The organism is Novosphingobium sp. ZW T3_23 (assembly GCF_044987305.1).
GTDB lineage: Bacteria > Pseudomonadota > Alphaproteobacteria > Sphingomonadales > Sphingomonadaceae > Novosphingobium.
The window spans coordinates 27,748-43,008 of sequence record NZ_JBJDRF010000042.1 but is presented as its reverse complement, the minus strand read 5'-3'; the positions used below and the strand labels follow the sequence as shown (position 1 = coordinate 43,008).

The following is a 15,261-nucleotide window of genomic DNA, read 5'->3' as shown; positions in this document are numbered from 1 at the left end:
CGATCACCGCCTCGGCGGCCAGCACTTCGCCGTCCGCCAGCTTCACGCCGGTCACCTTGTGCCCGTCGCCTTCGAGGCATTCCACCGCCACGCCGGTGCGCAGATCGACGCCGTGCGTGCGGTGCTCGTCCTGGTAGAATTCGGAAAGCGGCTCGCCCGCCACCCGTGCCAGCACGCGCGGCAGCGCTTCCAGCAGCGTGACCTTGAGGCCCAGCTTCGACAGCACCGCCGCCGCTTCCAGACCGATGTAGCCGCCGCCGATCACCACCACGTTCTTCGTGCCGGCATCCACTTCGGCCATCAAGGTGTCGCAGTCCTCGCGGGTGCGCACGGCATGGACCCCGGCCAGCTCCGCGCCCGAGCACGAAAGCCGGCGCGGATCGCCGCCGGTCGCCCAGACCAGCTTGCCGTAGCCGAAAGTCTCGCCGTTCGAGAGCGCCAGTTCACGCGCCTCGGCATCGACTTTGGTGACTTCGGTGCCGAGCAGGAAGGTAATCTCCTTCTCCGCCCAGAACGTCGGCGGGCGGATATAGAGCCGGTCGAAGGTCTTCTCGCGCGCGAAATATTCCTTGGAGAGCGGCGGCCGCTCGTAAGGATATTCCGGCTCGCGGCCGATCACGGTGATGGTCCCCTCGAAACCGTTCTGGCGAAGGGAGATCGCGCATTGCGCTCCCCCGTGCCCGGCTCCCACGATTACGACGTCAGACATCACACGCGCTCCATCAGTACGGCCAGCCCCTGGCCGACGCCGATGCACATGAAGGCCAGCGCATAGCGACCGCCGCCGCGGTGAAGCTCCTCCACCGCCGACATGGCGATGCGCGCACCGGACATGCCGAGCGGATGACCCAGCGCGATGGCGCCGCCGTTGGGGTTCACGCGCGGATCGGCGGGATCGATCCCGAGATCGCGCAAGGTGGCGATCGCCTGGCTGGCAAAAGCTTCGTTGAGTTCGATGACGTCAAGCCGGTCCACGGTCAGGCCGTTGCGGGCCAGCACCTTGCGCGCCGCCTCGATGGGCCCCGCGCCCATTACTCGGGGCGCGATGCCTGCGGCCGCCATGCCGATCACGCGCGCGCGCGGGGTAAGTCCGTGGCGTTTCGCGGCTTCCTCGCTGGCGACCAGCATGGCCGCCGCACCATCGTTGAGGCCGGAGGCATTGCCCGCCGTCACCGTGCCGTCCGCCTTCACGACCGGCTTCAGCTTCGCCAGCGCCTCAAGGCTGGTGGCGCGCAGATGCTCGTCGCGGCCGAACAGGAGCGGATCGCCCTTCTTCTGCGCAATCGTCACGGGCACGATCTCTGCGGCAAAGCGTCCGCTCGTCTGCGCCGCCGCTGCCTTTTCCTGGCTGGCGAGAGCGAAGCGGTCCTGCTCCTCGCGGCTCACCTGCCACTGCGCGGCCACGTTCTCGCCGGTCTGGGGCATGGTATCGACGCCGTAGGCGGCCTTCATCGCAGGATTGACGAAGCGCCAGCCCAGTGTCGTGTCCTCGATCTTCTGGCCGCGTCCGAAAGCGCTGTCCGCCTTGCCCATGACATAGGGCGCGCGGGTCATGCTTTCGGCGCCGCCCGCAATCATGAAGTCCGCGTCGCCGCTGCGGATCGCCTGCGCCGCCATGCCAAGCGCATTGAGGCCCGACGAGCAGAGGCGGTTGACGGTGACGCCCGGCACGCTCTCGCCCATGCCCGCCAGCAGCACCGCCATGCGCGCAACATTGCGATTGTCCTCGCCCGCCTGGTTGGCGCAGCCGAGGATCACGTCGTCCAGCATGGACCAGTCCGCTTGCGTATTGCGCGCCATCAGCGCCTTGAGCGGCAGTGCGGCCAGATCGTCGGCGCGCACGGTGGCGAGTGCGCCGTTGAGCTTGCCGATGGGAGTACGGATGGCGTCGCAGATGAAGGCTTCGGTCACGATGATCAGCTTTCGAGGAAGGAGACGAGCGCGGCGGCAAGGGCCTCGGGGGCTTCGAGCGGGGCGAGATGGGCGGCCTCCAGCGCGACATGGGCCGCTCCGGGAATGCGGGAGACGAGGTGCTCGCCGTGGCCTTCCAGCGGAGTCGAGGTGTCGCGGGTGCCGGTGACGACCAGCGTCGGGCAGGCGATGCCAGCAATACGGTCCGCAAGGGCCATGTCTCGGATCGCCGCGCCGCAACCGGCATAGCCTTGCGCATCCATGGTCAGGAGCTGGCGGCGCACGGTTTCGTAGAGGGCGGGCTCGGCTCTGTCCGAAAGGAAGCGGCCCATCGCCAGATCGGCGATGGCGGCCATGCCGCCCCCTTGTACTTTGGCCCCGCGCACCTTGGCGATGCGGTCGTTCCAGGACGCGCTGTCCATCGTCGCGGAGGTGCAGACCGGCACGAGCTTCGTCACGCGGGTCGGCGCCCGAAGCGCCAGTTCCATGCCGATCATGCCGCCGAGCGACACCCCTGCCAGCGCGAAGGATCCCAGCCCGGCGGCGTCGGCCACGGCCAGCACGTCATCCGCCAGCGTGGCCATCGAGAAGTCACCCGGCTCGGCCGTAGAGGCACCATGGCCGCGCGTATCGATCCGCAGCAGGGCGAAGCGGTCGCGAAGATGGGGCAGGACCGCGTCCCACAAGTCCATGTCGGTGCCGATCGAGTTGAGCAGCACCAGTGCTGGAGCGCCATCGCGCCCTTCCAGCTTCCAGTAGAGGCGTGCGCCGGGAACGCTGGTGAACATCAGGCCGCCTCTGCCAGTGCGCTGGCGAAGGGGGCGCCGGTCTTGGCGGTAACCTCGTCCAGCGAGACGCCGGGCGCGAGTTCGATCAGCGTCAGGCCGCCCGCCTTGCGGTCGACAGCGAAGACGGCAAGGTCGCTGACGATCATGTCCACCACGCGCTTGCCGGTCAGCGGCAGGGTGCAGGCGGGCAGGATCTTGGGATCGCCGTGCTTGGAGACGTGGTCCATCACCACGATCACTTTCTTGACGCCGGCGACGAGGTCCATCGCCCCGCCCATGCCCTTCACCATCTTGCCCGGGATCGTCCAGTTGGCGAGGTCGCCCTCGGCCGAGACTTCCATCGCGCCCAGCACGGCCATATCGATATGGCCGCCGCGGATCATCGCGAAGCTGTCCGCGCTGGAGAAGAAGCTGGAAGTGGGCAGCGCGGTGATCGTCTGCTTGCCGGCATTGATCAGGTCGGGATCGACATCCTCGTCATAAGGGAACGGGCCAATGCCGAGCATGCCGTTCTCGCTCTGGAGCGTGACCTTGATGCCCTCCGGCACATGGTTCGCTACCAGCGTCGGGATGCCGATGCCCAGGTTTACATAGTACCCGTCGCGCAGTTCCTTCGCGGCGCGGGCGGCCATTTCATCGCGGGTCCAAGCCATGTCAGGCGACCTCCCTTTCACGCACGGTGCGCTTCTCGATGCGCTTCTCGTTGATGGTCGAAAGCACCACGCGGTCGACGTAGATGCCGGGGGTGTGGATGCAGTCCGGATCGAAAGTGCCGGCGGGCACGATTTCCTCGACCTCGGCCACGGTGACCTTGCCCGCCGTCGCCATGTTCGGGTTGAAGTTGCGCGCGGTCTTGCGGAACTGGAGGTTGCCCTCCTCGTCCGCGCGCCAGGCCTTGATGATCGACAGGTCCGCGCGCAGCCAGGTTTCGCGCACGTATTCCTCGCCCTCGAACACTTCGACCGGCTTGCCCTCGGCGACCACGGTGCCGACGCCGGTCTTGGTGTAGAACGCCGGAATGCCCGCGCCGCCTGCGCGAATGCGCTCGGCGAGGGTGCCCTGCGGGTTGAGTTCCAGCTCCAGCTCGCCCGAGAGGTACTGGCTCTCGAACAGCTTGTTCTCGCCCACATAGGAGGAGATCATCTTGCGCACCTGCCGGCTCTCCAGCAGCATCCAGAGGCCGAATCCGTCCGCGCCCGCGTTGTTGGACACGACCGTCAGGTCTTTCACGCCCGCCGCGCGCACTTCGGGGATCAGGCTCTCGGGATTGCCCGAGAGGCCGAACCCGCCGGACATGATCGTCATGCCGTCGAACAGCAGGCCATCGAGGGCGCTGCGGGGGCTATCGAATATTTTGGACATCTGGTGTCTCCTTAACCGAGGTCGCCGCCCGCGACGGGCAGCACGGTGCCGGTCACGTAGCTGGCCTCGTCCGAGGCGAGGAACAGGATCGGGGCGATCTGCTCCTCAAGGGTTCCGTAGCGTTTCAGGAAGGCGGAATCGGTCACTTGCGCGACCGCCTCGGCCATCCACGCCTGCTCCTGCGCATTGTCGCCTTCGGCATTGCGCGCGACACGGCGCGGGGGAGCGCTGGTGCCGCCCGGTGCCGTCGCGACGACACGAATGCCGCTTTCCGCATATTCCATCGCCAGGCTCTGGGTGAGGCCGTTGATCCCGCCCTTCGCCGCCGAATAGGGCACCCGGCGAATGCCGCGCGTGGCGTTGGAGGACAAGTTCACGATCGTCCCAGATCCCTGACCGTTTTGGCCCTGCCCCAGCATGGTTGGCAGCACCGCATGGCAGCAGTAAAGCGTCGGCATCAGCGAGCGGCGGATTTCCGCGTCGATCTGCGCAGGCTCGAACTCGGCATAGGGCCGCATCCGGATCGCGCCGCCGACATTGTTGATCAGGATGTCGATCCGCCCGAAGGCTTGGACCGCCTTGGCCATCGCCATCGCCGCGCCTTCGTAGGTCTCAAGATCGCAGCAGACGGAGATTGCTTTTCCGCCCGCCGCCACGATGGCCTGTTCCACCTCGGTCACGAATTCGGCACGGTCGACCAGAACCACGCTCGCGCCCTCGGCAGCGGCGCGGGTTGCGACACCGGCCCCGATACCCTGCGCCGCGCCGGTCACGACCATGACTTTGCCTGCGAAACGTCCTGCGAAGATCACGGCACCCTCCTCAGACGTGGTAGATGTCGATGACCTGATGAATGTAGTCGTCCTTCAGGACGATCTTCTTCTTCAGGATCTTCGGCGTCTCGCCACCAGAAACTCCGGCGGTATCCAGCGTCAGGAACGTGGTCCCGAAGAACTGCTGCGTCTGCTGGTAGCGGTGGCTGAGCGTGTGCCAGTTGTAGCGCAGGTCCACCTGCCCTTCCCGGCTCTCCAGCACTTCGACATTGCCGATGAAGTGCGCCGAACGCGGTTCGGGCGTGGAGGCGGAGGAACGCTCGGTGTTGAGGCGGTAGACGCGGTCTTCCAGACCCTGCCGGTTAGCGTAGTAGATCAGCGAGATTTCGGTCTGCGGATCAGAGCAGAGTTCATCGTCGTCGGTCCAGGCCGGCATCCAGTATTCGACTTGGGGCGAATAGCATTCCAGCCATTCGTCGAACTGGCGGTCGTCCAGCAGGCGCGCCTCGCGGTAGAGGAAGGCGCAGATCTCGCGGTAGGAGAGAACCTCACGGGTCATGTCGAGCGTGCTCATTCCGCTGCCTCCATCATCGGCGGCTGATTGGCCGCGTCCTTGGCCAGGCCATCGAGCATGATCTGCGCCCAGAACTCATGCTGGCGCACGAACAGCCCCTCGTCCTCGCTGCGCTCGCTGGAGAGCAGGGGGTTCATGCCCATGGCCTTGGCATTGGCGTCCGCACCGTGGATCCAGCGGGTGGCGCCGCGGCTGAGGTCGTTCCACAGCTCGCCCGCGCCTTCGTAGGCCTTCTGGCAGGAGCGGAACTCCTCCAGATCGTCGGGCGTGCCCATGCCGGTGACGTTGAAGAAATCCTCGTACTGGCGGATGCGGTGGGCGCGGTCCTCGGCGCTCTCGCCCTTGGGGGCGTAGCAGTAGATCGTCACTTCGGTGGTGTGCACGTCGATCGGGCGGACGACGCGGATCTGGGTCGAGAACTGGTCCATCAGGAACACGTTGGGATAAAGCGCCAGATTGCGGGTCTGTTCGATGATGAACTTGGCCCGTTCCTCGCCCAGCCGGGCATCGAGTTCGGGCTTGTGGTTCCAGATCGGGCGGACCTCGGGATTGATCACCTGCGTCCAGAGCAGGATGTGCCCATGCTCGAAGCCGTAAACGCCGCTGGCGGGTGCCTTCGACCAGCCGTTGGCGTCCACCGCCTTGGTGCCGCCCTCGGCCCGGCGGCCCATGGTGGACTGGTAGTTTTCGTGAACGGAGCTGACGTGATAGCCGTCGCAGCCGTTCTCCATCTGCATCTTCCAGTTGCCGTCGAAAGTGTAGGTGGAATTGCCGGTCAGCACTTCCAGCCCCTCGGGCGCCTGATCGACCATCTGGTCGATGATGACTTTCGCCTCGCCCAGATGGTCTTCGAGCGGCAGCACATCGTGGTTCAGCGAACCGAACACGAAGCCGCGATAGCTCTCGACGCGCACCTTCGTCAGGTCGTGCGAACCCTCGTGGTCGAAGCTGTCCGGATAGGCGCCGGTGCTGGCATCCTTGGCGCGCAGCAGCTTGCCGTCGGTCTTGAAGCTCCAGCCGTGGAACGGGCAGACGAACAGCGGCTGGTTGCCCCGCTTGCGGCGGCACAGCTTGGCGCCGCGATGCGCGCAGGCATTGACCACGCCGTTGATCGCGCCGTCCTTGGCACGGGTCAGGATCACGGGCGTGCGCCCGATGAAGGTCGTGAAGTAATCGTTCTTGTTCGGAAGCTGGCTTTCGTGGGCGAGGTACACCCAGTTGCTTTCGAAGATATACTTCATTTCCAGCTCGAACAGCGCCGGATCGGTGAAGACGTCCCGGCGGCAGCGGAACTCTCCGGTTTCGACGTCATCGACCACGGCGGTCGAGACCCGGTGCATGAGGTGTTCGTACATGATCCTGTCTCCCGTGTTATCTTGGCGGTCAGGCCGTTTCTGTTTCGGGCTGCGGTTCGGCTTCGGCGCGGGCGCGGGACGAGAAGTGCTCGTCGTCCGCATCGGCGGCGCGCTGCATCTGGAAGTCGAACTGGATGTAGGCGCTGTCGCCCTGCCGGCTGGGCACCGGCAGCAGGCCCGCGCGGGTGCCGAAGGCGAAATCGTCGGCCGCGAAGGGATCGTCGCCGAAGTTGATCTGCGTCGTCAGCGTGCGGTAGCCCGGCGCCTCGATGAAGAAATGGACGTGGGCGGGACGATTGCCGTGGCGGCCCAGCGCCTGCATCAGCTGGTCGGTCGATCCGCCCGGCGGCACCGAGTAACCGCTCGGCTGCTTGGAGTGGAACGCATAGCGCCCATCCTTGCCCAGCTTGATACGGCGGCGGTTGTTGAACGGGGTCTGTTCGCCGGTGGGGTCGAAGTGCGAATACCAGCCCTTCGAGTTGGCGTGCCAGACGTGGACGATCGCGTTCTCCACCGCCTCGCCGTCCGGGCCGGTGACATTGCCGGTCATGTGCAGGACGGTGGTGCCCTCGTCCTCGTCGACGGAGAGGTTCACGTTGCCTTCCACCAGCGGCGCGCCGGCGACGTAAAGCGGGCCCTCGATGGTGCGCGGGGTGCCGCCGGAGAGGCCAGCCTCGGCATCCTTGGCGTCCATGTAGAGGTCCAGGAAGTGCTCAAGGCCCGTGCCCGGCACGATCAGGCCGATCTCGCCCGCGCTGTCCGACAGGTACTTCATGGCGAGCCAGAACTCGCTTTCGGAAATGTCGTGGCGGACGATCAGCTCCATCACCGATTCGGTGAGGTCGCGCATGATCGCCTTGAGGCGGGGGCTGCCGCCGCTCTCGTTCACGCCGGCGGCGCGATCGAGCAGCTGCTGGATTTCCGGGGTCTTTACGAAGCTGACGTCCATTTTGTTCTCTCCCAAGGACTGTATTCAGTGGCTCCGGCGATCAGCGATCGTCGTCATGGATGGAGGATGGGTGCCGGCAGAGCGGCGTGATTTTCATGGTCATGAAGGGGTAGAGCGGCAGGCCCATCAGCGTGTCGTGCAGCGCCGCATTGCTCTCGACATCGAAGATCGAGACGTTCGAATAGAGCCCCACCTTGCGCCAGATGTGGCGCCAGGTGCCCGCCGTCTGGAGCTTCTGGAAATAGGCCTTCTCGGCCGCCTTGATTTTCGCGGCTTCTTCCGCGTCGAAGTCCAGCGGAATGTTGACGTCCATTTCGACCATGAACAGCATGGCTCAGGCTCCTGCGTTTACGGCGTGAAGGCGCGGGCCCGAACGGTCACGCCGGAAGAATTCGACCTTGTCGGGATCGAGCGCGATGCCGAGGCCGGGGCCGGTCGGCACCTTCAGCGAAAAGTCCCCGTAGCCGAGCGGCTCGGTGAGAATTTCCTCGGTCTGGAGCAGCGGGCCGAACAGTTCGGTGCCCCAGGCAAGCTCGGGAACGGTGGCGAAGACATGGGCCGAGGCCACCGTGCCCACGCCGCCTTCCAACATCGTGCCGCCGTAGAGGCCGATCCCCGCCGCCGTGCCGATGGCGGCCACTTCGGCCGTGGCGAAAAGCCCGCCCGATTGCGCGATCTTCAGCGCGAACACGCCCGCCGCACCGGCAGAGGCGATACGCAGCGCGGTGCGCGGCCCGTGCAGCGCCTCGTCCGCCATCAGCGGCACGCCGCGCGTGGTGGCAAGGCGGGTCATCGCCGCGATATCGTCCCCGGCGATCGGCTGTTCGACCAGATCGCAGCCCACGTCCTGAAGCATCGCCATGCCCAGCTTGGCCTGCGCCTCGCTCCAGTTCTGGTTCACGTCCACGCGCACGCTGGCGCGGTCACCCAGCGCCTTGCAGATCGCGCCGACATGGGCGACGTCCTGTTCCACGCTGCGCTTGCCGATCTTCAGCTTGAAGATGCGGTGGCGGCGGAGCGAGAGCATTTCCTCACCCTCGGCAATGTCGCGCGCGGTGTCGCCGCTGGCGAGGGTCCATGCCACCGGCATGTCGTCACGCACGCGGCCGCCGGCGATCAGTTCGGAAACGGGCACGCCCAAGCGCTTGCCCGCCATGTCCAGCAGCGCGGTTTCCACCGCGCACTTGGCGAAGTGATTGCCGCGCACGCACTTGGCGACTTTGGCCATGGTAGCGCCGACGCGGCTGATATCGCAGGTCTTCAGGACCGGGACGATGTAAGTGTCGATGGCGGACTTGATGCTTTCCGGGCTTTCCTCGCCATAGCTGAGGCCGCCGATCGTGGTGCCTTCGCCGATCCCCTCGACGCCGTCCGTATCGGTGAGGCGCACGATCACCATCGCCTGCGAATGCATCGTGGCCATGGCCAGAACATGCGGGCGGATCGTCGGTACATCGACGATTAAGGTATCGACCCGATCCAGCATAGCCATTGCGGCGTCTCTCCCGACTGGTTAGTGTTGCTGTCACTTACCTAGTCCTTGCCAGGCCGGTCATCAAAGACCAATCCGGTGCGAGGTTGATACCCGGCAGGTATAATGAGCATGGACCTACGCCTTCTCCGCTACTTCGTTGCCGTGGCGAGCGACGGAAATTTCAATCGCGCGGCAGAGAGGCTGCACATTGCGCAGCCGCCCCTTTCCCGCGCGATCCAGCAGTTGGAGGCTCATGTCGGCGCCGAGCTGCTGGACCGATCGGTCCGCCCGCTCCGGCTCACCCCGGTCGGCAAGCTCCTCTACGAACAGGCGATGCAGATCCTGGCGCGCATGGAAGACCTTGAATCCATGGTAAAGGCCGCCGCCGAAAGCAAACGGCGCCGCTTCGTCATCGGATTCGTGGCATCGACGATCTATGCCCGCCTGCCCGAGCTGATCCGGGAGTTTCGCAAGGCGGCACCGGACGTAGAGCTGGTCATGGTGGAAAGCACCACGCTGGACCAGATCGCCGCGCTGAAGGAAGGCCGCATCGACGTGGGCTTCGGCCGCATCCGTTTCGACGATCCGGCGCTCCGGCGCATAATCCTGCGCAACGAGCGACTGGTCGCGGCCTTTCCGATGCACCATCCGCTGGCCGATGGCGAAGGCCCCATTTCCCTGCGGGACATCGCGAACGAGCCCCAGATCCTCTACCCGCGCATGCCGCGCCCCAGCTATGCCGACCAGGTCATGTCCCTGTTTCGCGACAACGGCATAGAACCGCGCATCGTCCACGAAGCGCGGGAACTCCAGATAGCGATCGGCCTCGTCGCCGCCGAGGAAGGCATGGCGATCGTCCCCGAGTCGGTACGCCGCGCCCGCAGCCACGATGTCGCCTTCCGCGACCTCGTGGAGCCCGCAACCTCACCGATCATCATGAGCCACCGCCCGGGAGACCACTCCGCCGAACTGGCGATAATGGCTGCCATCATCGCGCGGCAGTACGAGGAATGGGGCTACGCCGTGCCCGCGCCGCTGCTCGCTTCCGACGCGGACGCGAACGACCAGGGCCTTAAGGCTTGATGGTCACCCGATCGAGGCGTGCGGTTCCTGCCAGTGCGGCGTCGCCGGCGAAATGGCCCACCCGCACCGGATAGGTTCCGGCATCGACCACCCAGCCGGCCGTGTGGCCGCCGGGCGCGTCGTTTTCGAAGCGGGCGATGATGCGCGGATCGACGGTCATCGAAACGCGGCGCGTCTCGCCGGGCGCGAGGCGGACCTTTTCGAAGCCCGCAAGGCGATAGGCCCTGGTGCCGGCTGCGCTCTTCGCCTCGACGTAGAGCTGCGGCACGTCGGCGCCTTCACGCTTGCCGCTGTTGGTGACGTCGAACGCCACGGTCAGCCCCGCGCCGTCCGAGACCTTGAGATTGGCATAGCGGAACGCGGTGTAGGTGAGGCCGAAGCCGAACGGGAACAGCGGCTTCCGGTTCTTCGCGGCGTACCAGCGATAGCCGACATCGGCGCCTTCGGGATAGTCGACCGGGAAGGAGGCGACGCCCCCGCTCATGCCGTAGACGGTCTTGTCCCCGGCATCGCGCCGCGCATCGGCAGCGTGGAGTTCAGCTAGGCCGAGCGGCTCCGGACGCGGCGCCTGGCTGACGGCGACGGGGAAGGTGATGGGCAGGCGCCCGGACGGGGCGACCTTTCCAAACAGGATATTGGCGATCGCCTCGCCGCCGCGCTGACCGGGATACCAGGCCTGGAGAATGGCGGGCACGCGGCTGACCCAGGGCATCAGCACCGGGCCGCCCGCCTCTACCACCACCAGCGTCTTCCGGTTGGCGCCGGCAACGGCATCGATCAGCGCGTCCTGATCGTCGGGAAGGGCCATGCTTTCGGGATCCTGCGCCTCGGTGCGCCAGGCCCAGGCGAAGACGATCGCCATGTCCGCGCCCTTCGCGGCGGCGGCGGCGGCTTTGGCATCGCTGCCGTCCAGATAGGTGACGGTGGCGCCCGGCGCCAGCGCCTGGATCGCCTTGAGCGGCGAGGACGCATGCCAGGTGATCCGCGCGAAGGAGGCGGCCGCGCCCTTGGTCAGCGGGATCTCCACCGGCGCGCCGCCCACCGAGCGGACCTGCGACGAACCGCCGCCGGAAAGCACGCCGACGTCGGCATGGGCGCCGATCAGCACGATCTTCTTCGCGGTCCTGGCCAGCGGCAGCAGATCGCCCTGGTTCTTGAGCAGGACGATGCCTTCCTCCGCCGCGCGCTGGGCGACTTCGGCATGGCGCGCGTAGTCGATGGGCTGGGCGCTCTCGGGGACGGGATCGTCCATCAGTCCGCTGTCGATCACGCCGAACAGGATGCGGCGGACCATGTCGTCGAGGCAGGCCATCGGGATGCGCCCGGCCTTCACCGCTTCGGCGAACTTCGTGTCGAAGAACATCGCGTCGTCCAGTTCCTGCCCGGAATCCTGGTCGAGGCCGTTGATGGCGGCCTTTTCGGTGGAATGGACCGCGCCCCAGTCGGACATGACCCAGCCCTTGTAGGCCCAGTCCTGCTTCAGCACCTTGTTCAGCAGCCAGTCGTTCTCGCAGGCATAGTCGCCATTAAGCTTGTTGTAGGCGCACATGACGGAAGCGGGCTTGCCGCTTTCGATGCCGAGCTGGAAGGCCAGCAGGTCGCTCTCGCGCAGTTCGGCCATGCCGATCCGGGCGTCCAGCACGGTGCGGCCCGTTTCCTGCGAATTGAGTGCGAAGTGCTTGATGGTGGAGACGATATGGTTGCTCTGCACGCCCTTGATGTGCTCACCCACCATGACGCCCGCCAGCAGCGGGTCTTCGCCGAGATATTCGAAATTGCGGCCGTTCCAGGGATCGCGGGTGAGATTGACGCCGCCCGCCAGCAGGACGTTGAACGTCTTGGCGCGGGCTTCGGCGCCGATCATCGCGCCGCCTTCGTAAGCGAGTTTCGGATTGAAGGTGGCGGCGGTGGCGATGCTGGCGGGGAGCGCGGTGGCGACGTCGCCCTTGCGCTGCTCGATCTGGTTGGCCACGCCCAGGCTGGCGTCGCTCTCACGCAGGGTGGGAATGCCGAGGCGCGGGATGCCCGGAATGTGCCCTGCCGAGGGAATCATCGCGATCGGCGGCACCGGCTTGGCCAAGGGCGGGAAGTAGCCGTGGACGAGTTGTAGCTTCTCTTCCAGCGTCATCGCCCGGACCAACGCGTCGGCGCGCGCCTCGGCCGATTGACGGGTGCCGACGGTGGATGGGGCCGGGGAAGCGGCCTGCTGCGCCAGGGCCGGAGCGGTGAGGCTGCTGCCTAGGGTCAGCGCGGCCAGCAGGGCGGCAATCTTCATGGTCATCGGCACCTTGGAAAGGGGGGCTTGGTAGGCAAAAGGTGGGCGGCGGTCGGCCCGCTGGCCGTGCCGCCGCCCAGGATGACGACACGACCGGAGGAGGGGTAGTCGGTCGTCATGGTCGTTCCCTTCAGCTGTTTAGAAGCTCGCGCGGGCGCGGACGCCCCAGGTGCGAGGGGGCTGGAGGTTCGAGAGGAACACCGGATCGTAGCGCGGCGCGCCGAAGGCACCGGCACCGGTACGGATATGTCCGTTCTCGATGTTCTGGACGAAGGCTTCGACCGAATACTTGCCGTCGGCGGGCTCGAAACGGATCGAGGCGTCGGAGCGGAAGTAGGCCTTCTGCTTGTCCCAGTTCGTGCCGTTGGTGCCGCGATCCGGCATGTTCTCGGCCGGGTCGTTGGCATTCACGAACGGGTTGGCGTCGCCGTTGAAGTAGCTCAGCCAGCTCCTGGTTTCGTAATGGGTGGTGAAGCGCGGGGTGATGCGCGCGCCGCTCGCCAGTTCGAAATCGTGCTCGTAGCTCAGCGTCGCCGAGAAGCGCGGCGCGTGGGCCAGTTCGTTGCCCTGAAGCTGCACGATCGAGGATGCCTTGCCGCCGTCGTAGAGGCGGCCGTCCACGCTTTCCAGATCGTCCAGCTTGGTCTTCTGCACGGTGGCCGAGAAGTTCAGGCGATCGGCGGGGGTGAAGGCGGCGTTCATTTCCGCTTCCAGGCCGTAGGCCTTCGCGCCCTTGGCGTTCTGGGTCACGATCTGGCTGCGCACCACGTTGCCTTCATCGTCGCGGAAGGTGACCGCCTGGTTCACCTGATATCCCTTGAAGTCGGAATAGTAGGCGGCCAGGTTCAGCGTCACGGCCCGGTCGAGCAGGCGGGTTTTCAGGCCGACTTCGTAGTTGGTCAGCGTTTCCGGATCGGTCAGACCGGCATTGTCCTGGATGTTGCCCGACTTGAAGCCGGTGGAGATGCTGGCGTAGCCCAACGTGTCCTCGGCCAGATCGGCATCGACGCGGGCGAGGTAGGTCAGCTTGTCCCACTTGCCCTTCACGTCATTGCTGGAGATCGAGAAGCCGGGCAGCAGGGCGACGAGTTCCTGCGCGGTGGCGTTCGGATAGGCGCCGAAGATGCCGCCGGTGCAGGCGCCGCCGGGTGCCTTGTCGGCATCGGTGCAGCCTTCGCCCGAGTAGGTCACGTTGCGGCCGCCGATGTCCTGCTTCTTGTCCGAGGTATAGCGCAGGCCCCCAGTGAAGCGCAGCCAGTCCGAGGCGTGCCAGACGGCCTGGCCGAACACGGCGCGGCTGTCGATCTGGCGGTTGGCCTGGATGAAGCTGCCGGCCCAGCTGAAGGTGCCGTCGCGGTAGCCGTTGCGCTGGTCGATATCGAAGCGGATCCGGTTCTTCTCGTGGCTGTAGTAGGCGCCGAGGATCCAGTCGATGGCGTTCTCGCCGGTGGACTTGAGCTGAAGCTCGTGGCTCTGGAAGTCGTAGCGCGAGGAAAGCGTCGCGTTCTCGCCGAAGGCGCCGAGCGGCAGGTCGTTGCCGTTTGCGTCCACCTGTCCGGTCGGCGGCAGGGCGCCCGCGTCGGCATCGGTACGGGTGCTGCCGCCGATGCGCGACCAGCCGGCAATGTAGCTGACCTGCACGCCGTCCGTGATGTCGTAGTTCATCGTGCTGCGCACGGCGACCGAGTAGCGATCGGTTTCCGGCGCGGTATCGCTGAGCGTGGACCAGCGCTTGGTGCCCGCGCGCGGGGTCTGGAGCAGGCCGATCACCGGCGCGCCGTTGTCCAGGAAGCCTTCGGCCGAGAGATTCCAGCTGAACTTGTCGCCCGGCTGCCAGAGCATCGAGACGCGGCCCGACTGCTGGTCTGCCGCGTAATACTTCTTGCCCGAAGTGACGAAGGCCGACTTGTTGATGCCGACGATGTCGAGCGCGGGCTGATAGTCGGCATAGCCGTCGTGCCGGTCGCTGACGAAGGCGACGCGGAAGGCCAGGCTGTCGGTGGCGGGAATGTTGATCGCACCGCGCACGCCGAGGCGGTCGTAGTTGCCGCCCACCACTTCGACATTGCCCGAGAATTCACCGAGCTTGGGCTTGGCCGAGATCAGGCTGAGCGCGCCGACGGTGGCATTGCGGCCGAACAGCGTGCCCTGCGGACCGCGCAGCACTTCGACGCGTTCCATGTCGTACATCAGGACCGAGGCGCCCTGCGAACGCGGCGAGTAGATGCCGTCGATATAGATGGCGACTTCGGGATCGGCCACTTCGGTATAGGCGCTGTCGTTGCCGATGCCGCGCAGCGTCAGCAGCACGGCCGACTGGTCGCCCTGCTGGTTGAACTGCAAGGAAGGCACGAAGCGCGCGAGGTCGGTCACGTCCTTCACGCCGTTCTTCGTCAGCGTTTCCTGGCTGAACGCGGAAATTGCGATGGGCGTCGATTGCAGCGTGGTTTCGCGGCGCGTGGCGGTGACGATGATGTCCCCGCTGGAGAGGGCGGGCGCGCTCTGCTGGACAGCAGCGGCGTCCTGTGCGTGAGCCGCAGTCGAAATCGAAAAAAGGCAAGCCGCGAGCGCTGTGCCCGCGACGAGATCGTGCCTCGTCATGTCATCCTCCCAGATGGTTTTGTACTTTGTGAGCGGCTGATGGCCTGCATTTGACATCGATGTCAAGCGCATTCAGAACCAAAATGGCAATGATTTGACATCGATGTCAGATTCTG

At 66.1% G+C, this 15,261-nt stretch carries 14 protein-coding genes; 1 reads left to right on the top strand and 13 read right to left on the bottom strand.

From position 1 onward, the window contains the following. The 11 genes from ACI3K3_RS18640 to ACI3K3_RS18590 form a co-directional block, all read right to left on the bottom strand. Positions 1–709: NAD(P)/FAD-dependent oxidoreductase (locus ACI3K3_RS18640; protein ID WP_404916362.1), on the bottom strand; the 709-nt coding region annotated here is incomplete at its 3' end. Beyond that, a complete protein-coding gene (pcaF, locus tag ACI3K3_RS18635; protein WP_404916360.1) occupies positions 709–1,911 on the bottom strand; it encodes a 3-oxoadipyl-CoA thiolase in 1,203 nt (400 codons plus the stop codon). The genes pcaF and ACI3K3_RS18640, both read right to left, overlap by 1 nt. A 5-nt stretch (positions 1,912–1,916) precedes the next feature. Continuing rightward, on the bottom strand, positions 1,917–2,699 hold the full coding sequence (pcaD, locus tag ACI3K3_RS18630; RefSeq protein ID WP_404916358.1) for a 3-oxoadipate enol-lactonase: 783 nt from the start codon (positions 2,697–2,699) through the stop codon (positions 1,917–1,919). Next, a complete protein-coding gene (locus ACI3K3_RS18625; RefSeq protein WP_404916356.1) occupies positions 2,699–3,352 on the bottom strand; it encodes a 3-oxoacid CoA-transferase subunit B in 654 nt (217 codons plus the stop codon). Before ACI3K3_RS18625 ends, pcaD begins: the two co-directional genes overlap by 1 nt. Position 3,353: 1 nt before the next feature. Further along, a complete protein-coding gene (locus tag ACI3K3_RS18620; protein ID WP_404916354.1) occupies positions 3,354–4,061 on the bottom strand; it encodes a CoA transferase subunit A in 708 nt (235 codons plus the stop codon). A gap of 11 nt (positions 4,062–4,072) precedes the next feature. Further along, complete coding sequence (benD, locus tag ACI3K3_RS18615; protein WP_404916352.1) at positions 4,073–4,873, bottom strand: benzoate diol dehydrogenase BenD; 801 nt, start codon at positions 4,871–4,873, stop codon at positions 4,073–4,075. 10 nt (positions 4,874–4,883) lie between these two features. After that, complete coding sequence (gene benB / locus ACI3K3_RS18610) at positions 4,884–5,408, bottom strand: benzoate 1,2-dioxygenase small subunit (RefSeq protein WP_404916350.1); 525 nt, start codon at positions 5,406–5,408, stop codon at positions 4,884–4,886. Further along, positions 5,405–6,763, bottom strand: a complete 1,359-nt coding sequence (locus ACI3K3_RS18605; RefSeq protein ID WP_404916348.1) for a Rieske 2Fe-2S domain-containing protein — start codon at positions 6,761–6,763, stop codon at positions 5,405–5,407. The genes benB and ACI3K3_RS18605 overlap by 4 nt, the downstream gene beginning before the upstream one ends. Positions 6,764–6,791: 28 nt before the next feature. Beyond that, positions 6,792–7,712, bottom strand: coding sequence for a dioxygenase (locus ACI3K3_RS18600; protein ID WP_404916346.1), 921 nt, complete (start codon positions 7,710–7,712; stop codon positions 6,792–6,794). Between the two features lie 40 nt (positions 7,713–7,752). Further along, positions 7,753–8,043: a muconolactone Delta-isomerase gene (gene catC / locus ACI3K3_RS18595; protein WP_134095921.1), complete on the bottom strand. Its 291-nt coding sequence runs from the start codon at positions 8,041–8,043 to the stop codon at positions 7,753–7,755. A gap of 3 nt (positions 8,044–8,046) precedes the next feature. Then, positions 8,047–9,204, bottom strand: a complete 1,158-nt coding sequence (locus tag ACI3K3_RS18590) for a muconate/chloromuconate family cycloisomerase (protein WP_404916344.1) — start codon at positions 9,202–9,204, stop codon at positions 8,047–8,049. Positions 9,205–9,315: 111 nt separating this feature from the next. Here ACI3K3_RS18590 and ACI3K3_RS18585 point away from each other — a divergent pair, with 111 nt between their 5' ends. Next, a complete protein-coding gene (locus tag ACI3K3_RS18585) occupies positions 9,316–10,269 on the top strand; it encodes a LysR substrate-binding domain-containing protein (RefSeq protein ID WP_404916342.1) in 954 nt (317 codons plus the stop codon). Here the strand turns inward: ACI3K3_RS18585 and ACI3K3_RS18580 are convergent. Both ACI3K3_RS18580 and ACI3K3_RS18575 read right to left on the bottom strand, forming a co-directional pair. After that, entirely contained in the window at positions 10,259–12,550 is a 2,292-nt protein-coding gene (locus ACI3K3_RS18580; protein WP_404916340.1) for a beta-glucosidase, read from the bottom strand. The two genes, ACI3K3_RS18585 and ACI3K3_RS18580, sit on opposite strands and share 11 nt — an antisense overlap. A gap of 132 nt (positions 12,551–12,682) precedes the next feature. Beyond that, positions 12,683–15,145, bottom strand: a complete 2,463-nt coding sequence (locus tag ACI3K3_RS18575; RefSeq protein ID WP_404916338.1) for a TonB-dependent receptor — start codon at positions 15,143–15,145, stop codon at positions 12,683–12,685. Between the last annotated feature and the right edge of the window lie 116 nt (positions 15,146–15,261).

What these genes read in the sequence shown, in the direction of transcription:
- pcaD (WP_404916358.1), bottom strand. Translation starts at nt 2,699, where the DNA reads ATGTTCACCAGCGTTCCCGGCGCACGCCTCTACTGGAAGCTGGAAGGG.
- ACI3K3_RS18625 (WP_404916356.1), bottom strand. Translation starts at nt 3,352, where the DNA reads ATGGCTTGGACCCGCGATGAAATGGCCGCCCGCGCCGCGAAGGAACTG.
- ACI3K3_RS18620 (WP_404916354.1), bottom strand. Translation starts at nt 4,061, where the DNA reads ATGTCCAAAATATTCGATAGCCCCCGCAGCGCCCTCGATGGCCTGCTG.
- benB (WP_404916350.1), bottom strand. Translation starts at nt 5,408, where the DNA reads ATGAGCACGCTCGACATGACCCGTGAGGTTCTCTCCTACCGCGAGATC.
- ACI3K3_RS18605 (WP_404916348.1), bottom strand. Translation starts at nt 6,763, where the DNA reads ATGTACGAACACCTCATGCACCGGGTCTCGACCGCCGTGGTCGATGAC.
- ACI3K3_RS18600 (WP_404916346.1), bottom strand. Translation starts at nt 7,712, where the DNA reads ATGGACGTCAGCTTCGTAAAGACCCCGGAAATCCAGCAGCTGCTCGAT.
- catC (WP_134095921.1), bottom strand. Translation starts at nt 8,043, where the DNA reads ATGCTGTTCATGGTCGAAATGGACGTCAACATTCCGCTGGACTTCGAC.
- ACI3K3_RS18590 (WP_404916344.1), bottom strand. Translation starts at nt 9,204, where the DNA reads ATGGCTATGCTGGATCGGGTCGATACCTTAATCGTCGATGTACCGACG.
- ACI3K3_RS18585 (WP_404916342.1), top strand. Translation starts at nt 9,316, where the DNA reads ATGGACCTACGCCTTCTCCGCTACTTCGTTGCCGTGGCGAGCGACGGA.
- ACI3K3_RS18580 (WP_404916340.1), bottom strand. Translation starts at nt 12,550, where the DNA reads ATGACCATGAAGATTGCCGCCCTGCTGGCCGCGCTGACCCTAGGCAGC.
- ACI3K3_RS18575 (WP_404916338.1), bottom strand. Translation starts at nt 15,145, where the DNA reads ATGACGAGGCACGATCTCGTCGCGGGCACAGCGCTCGCGGCTTGCCTT.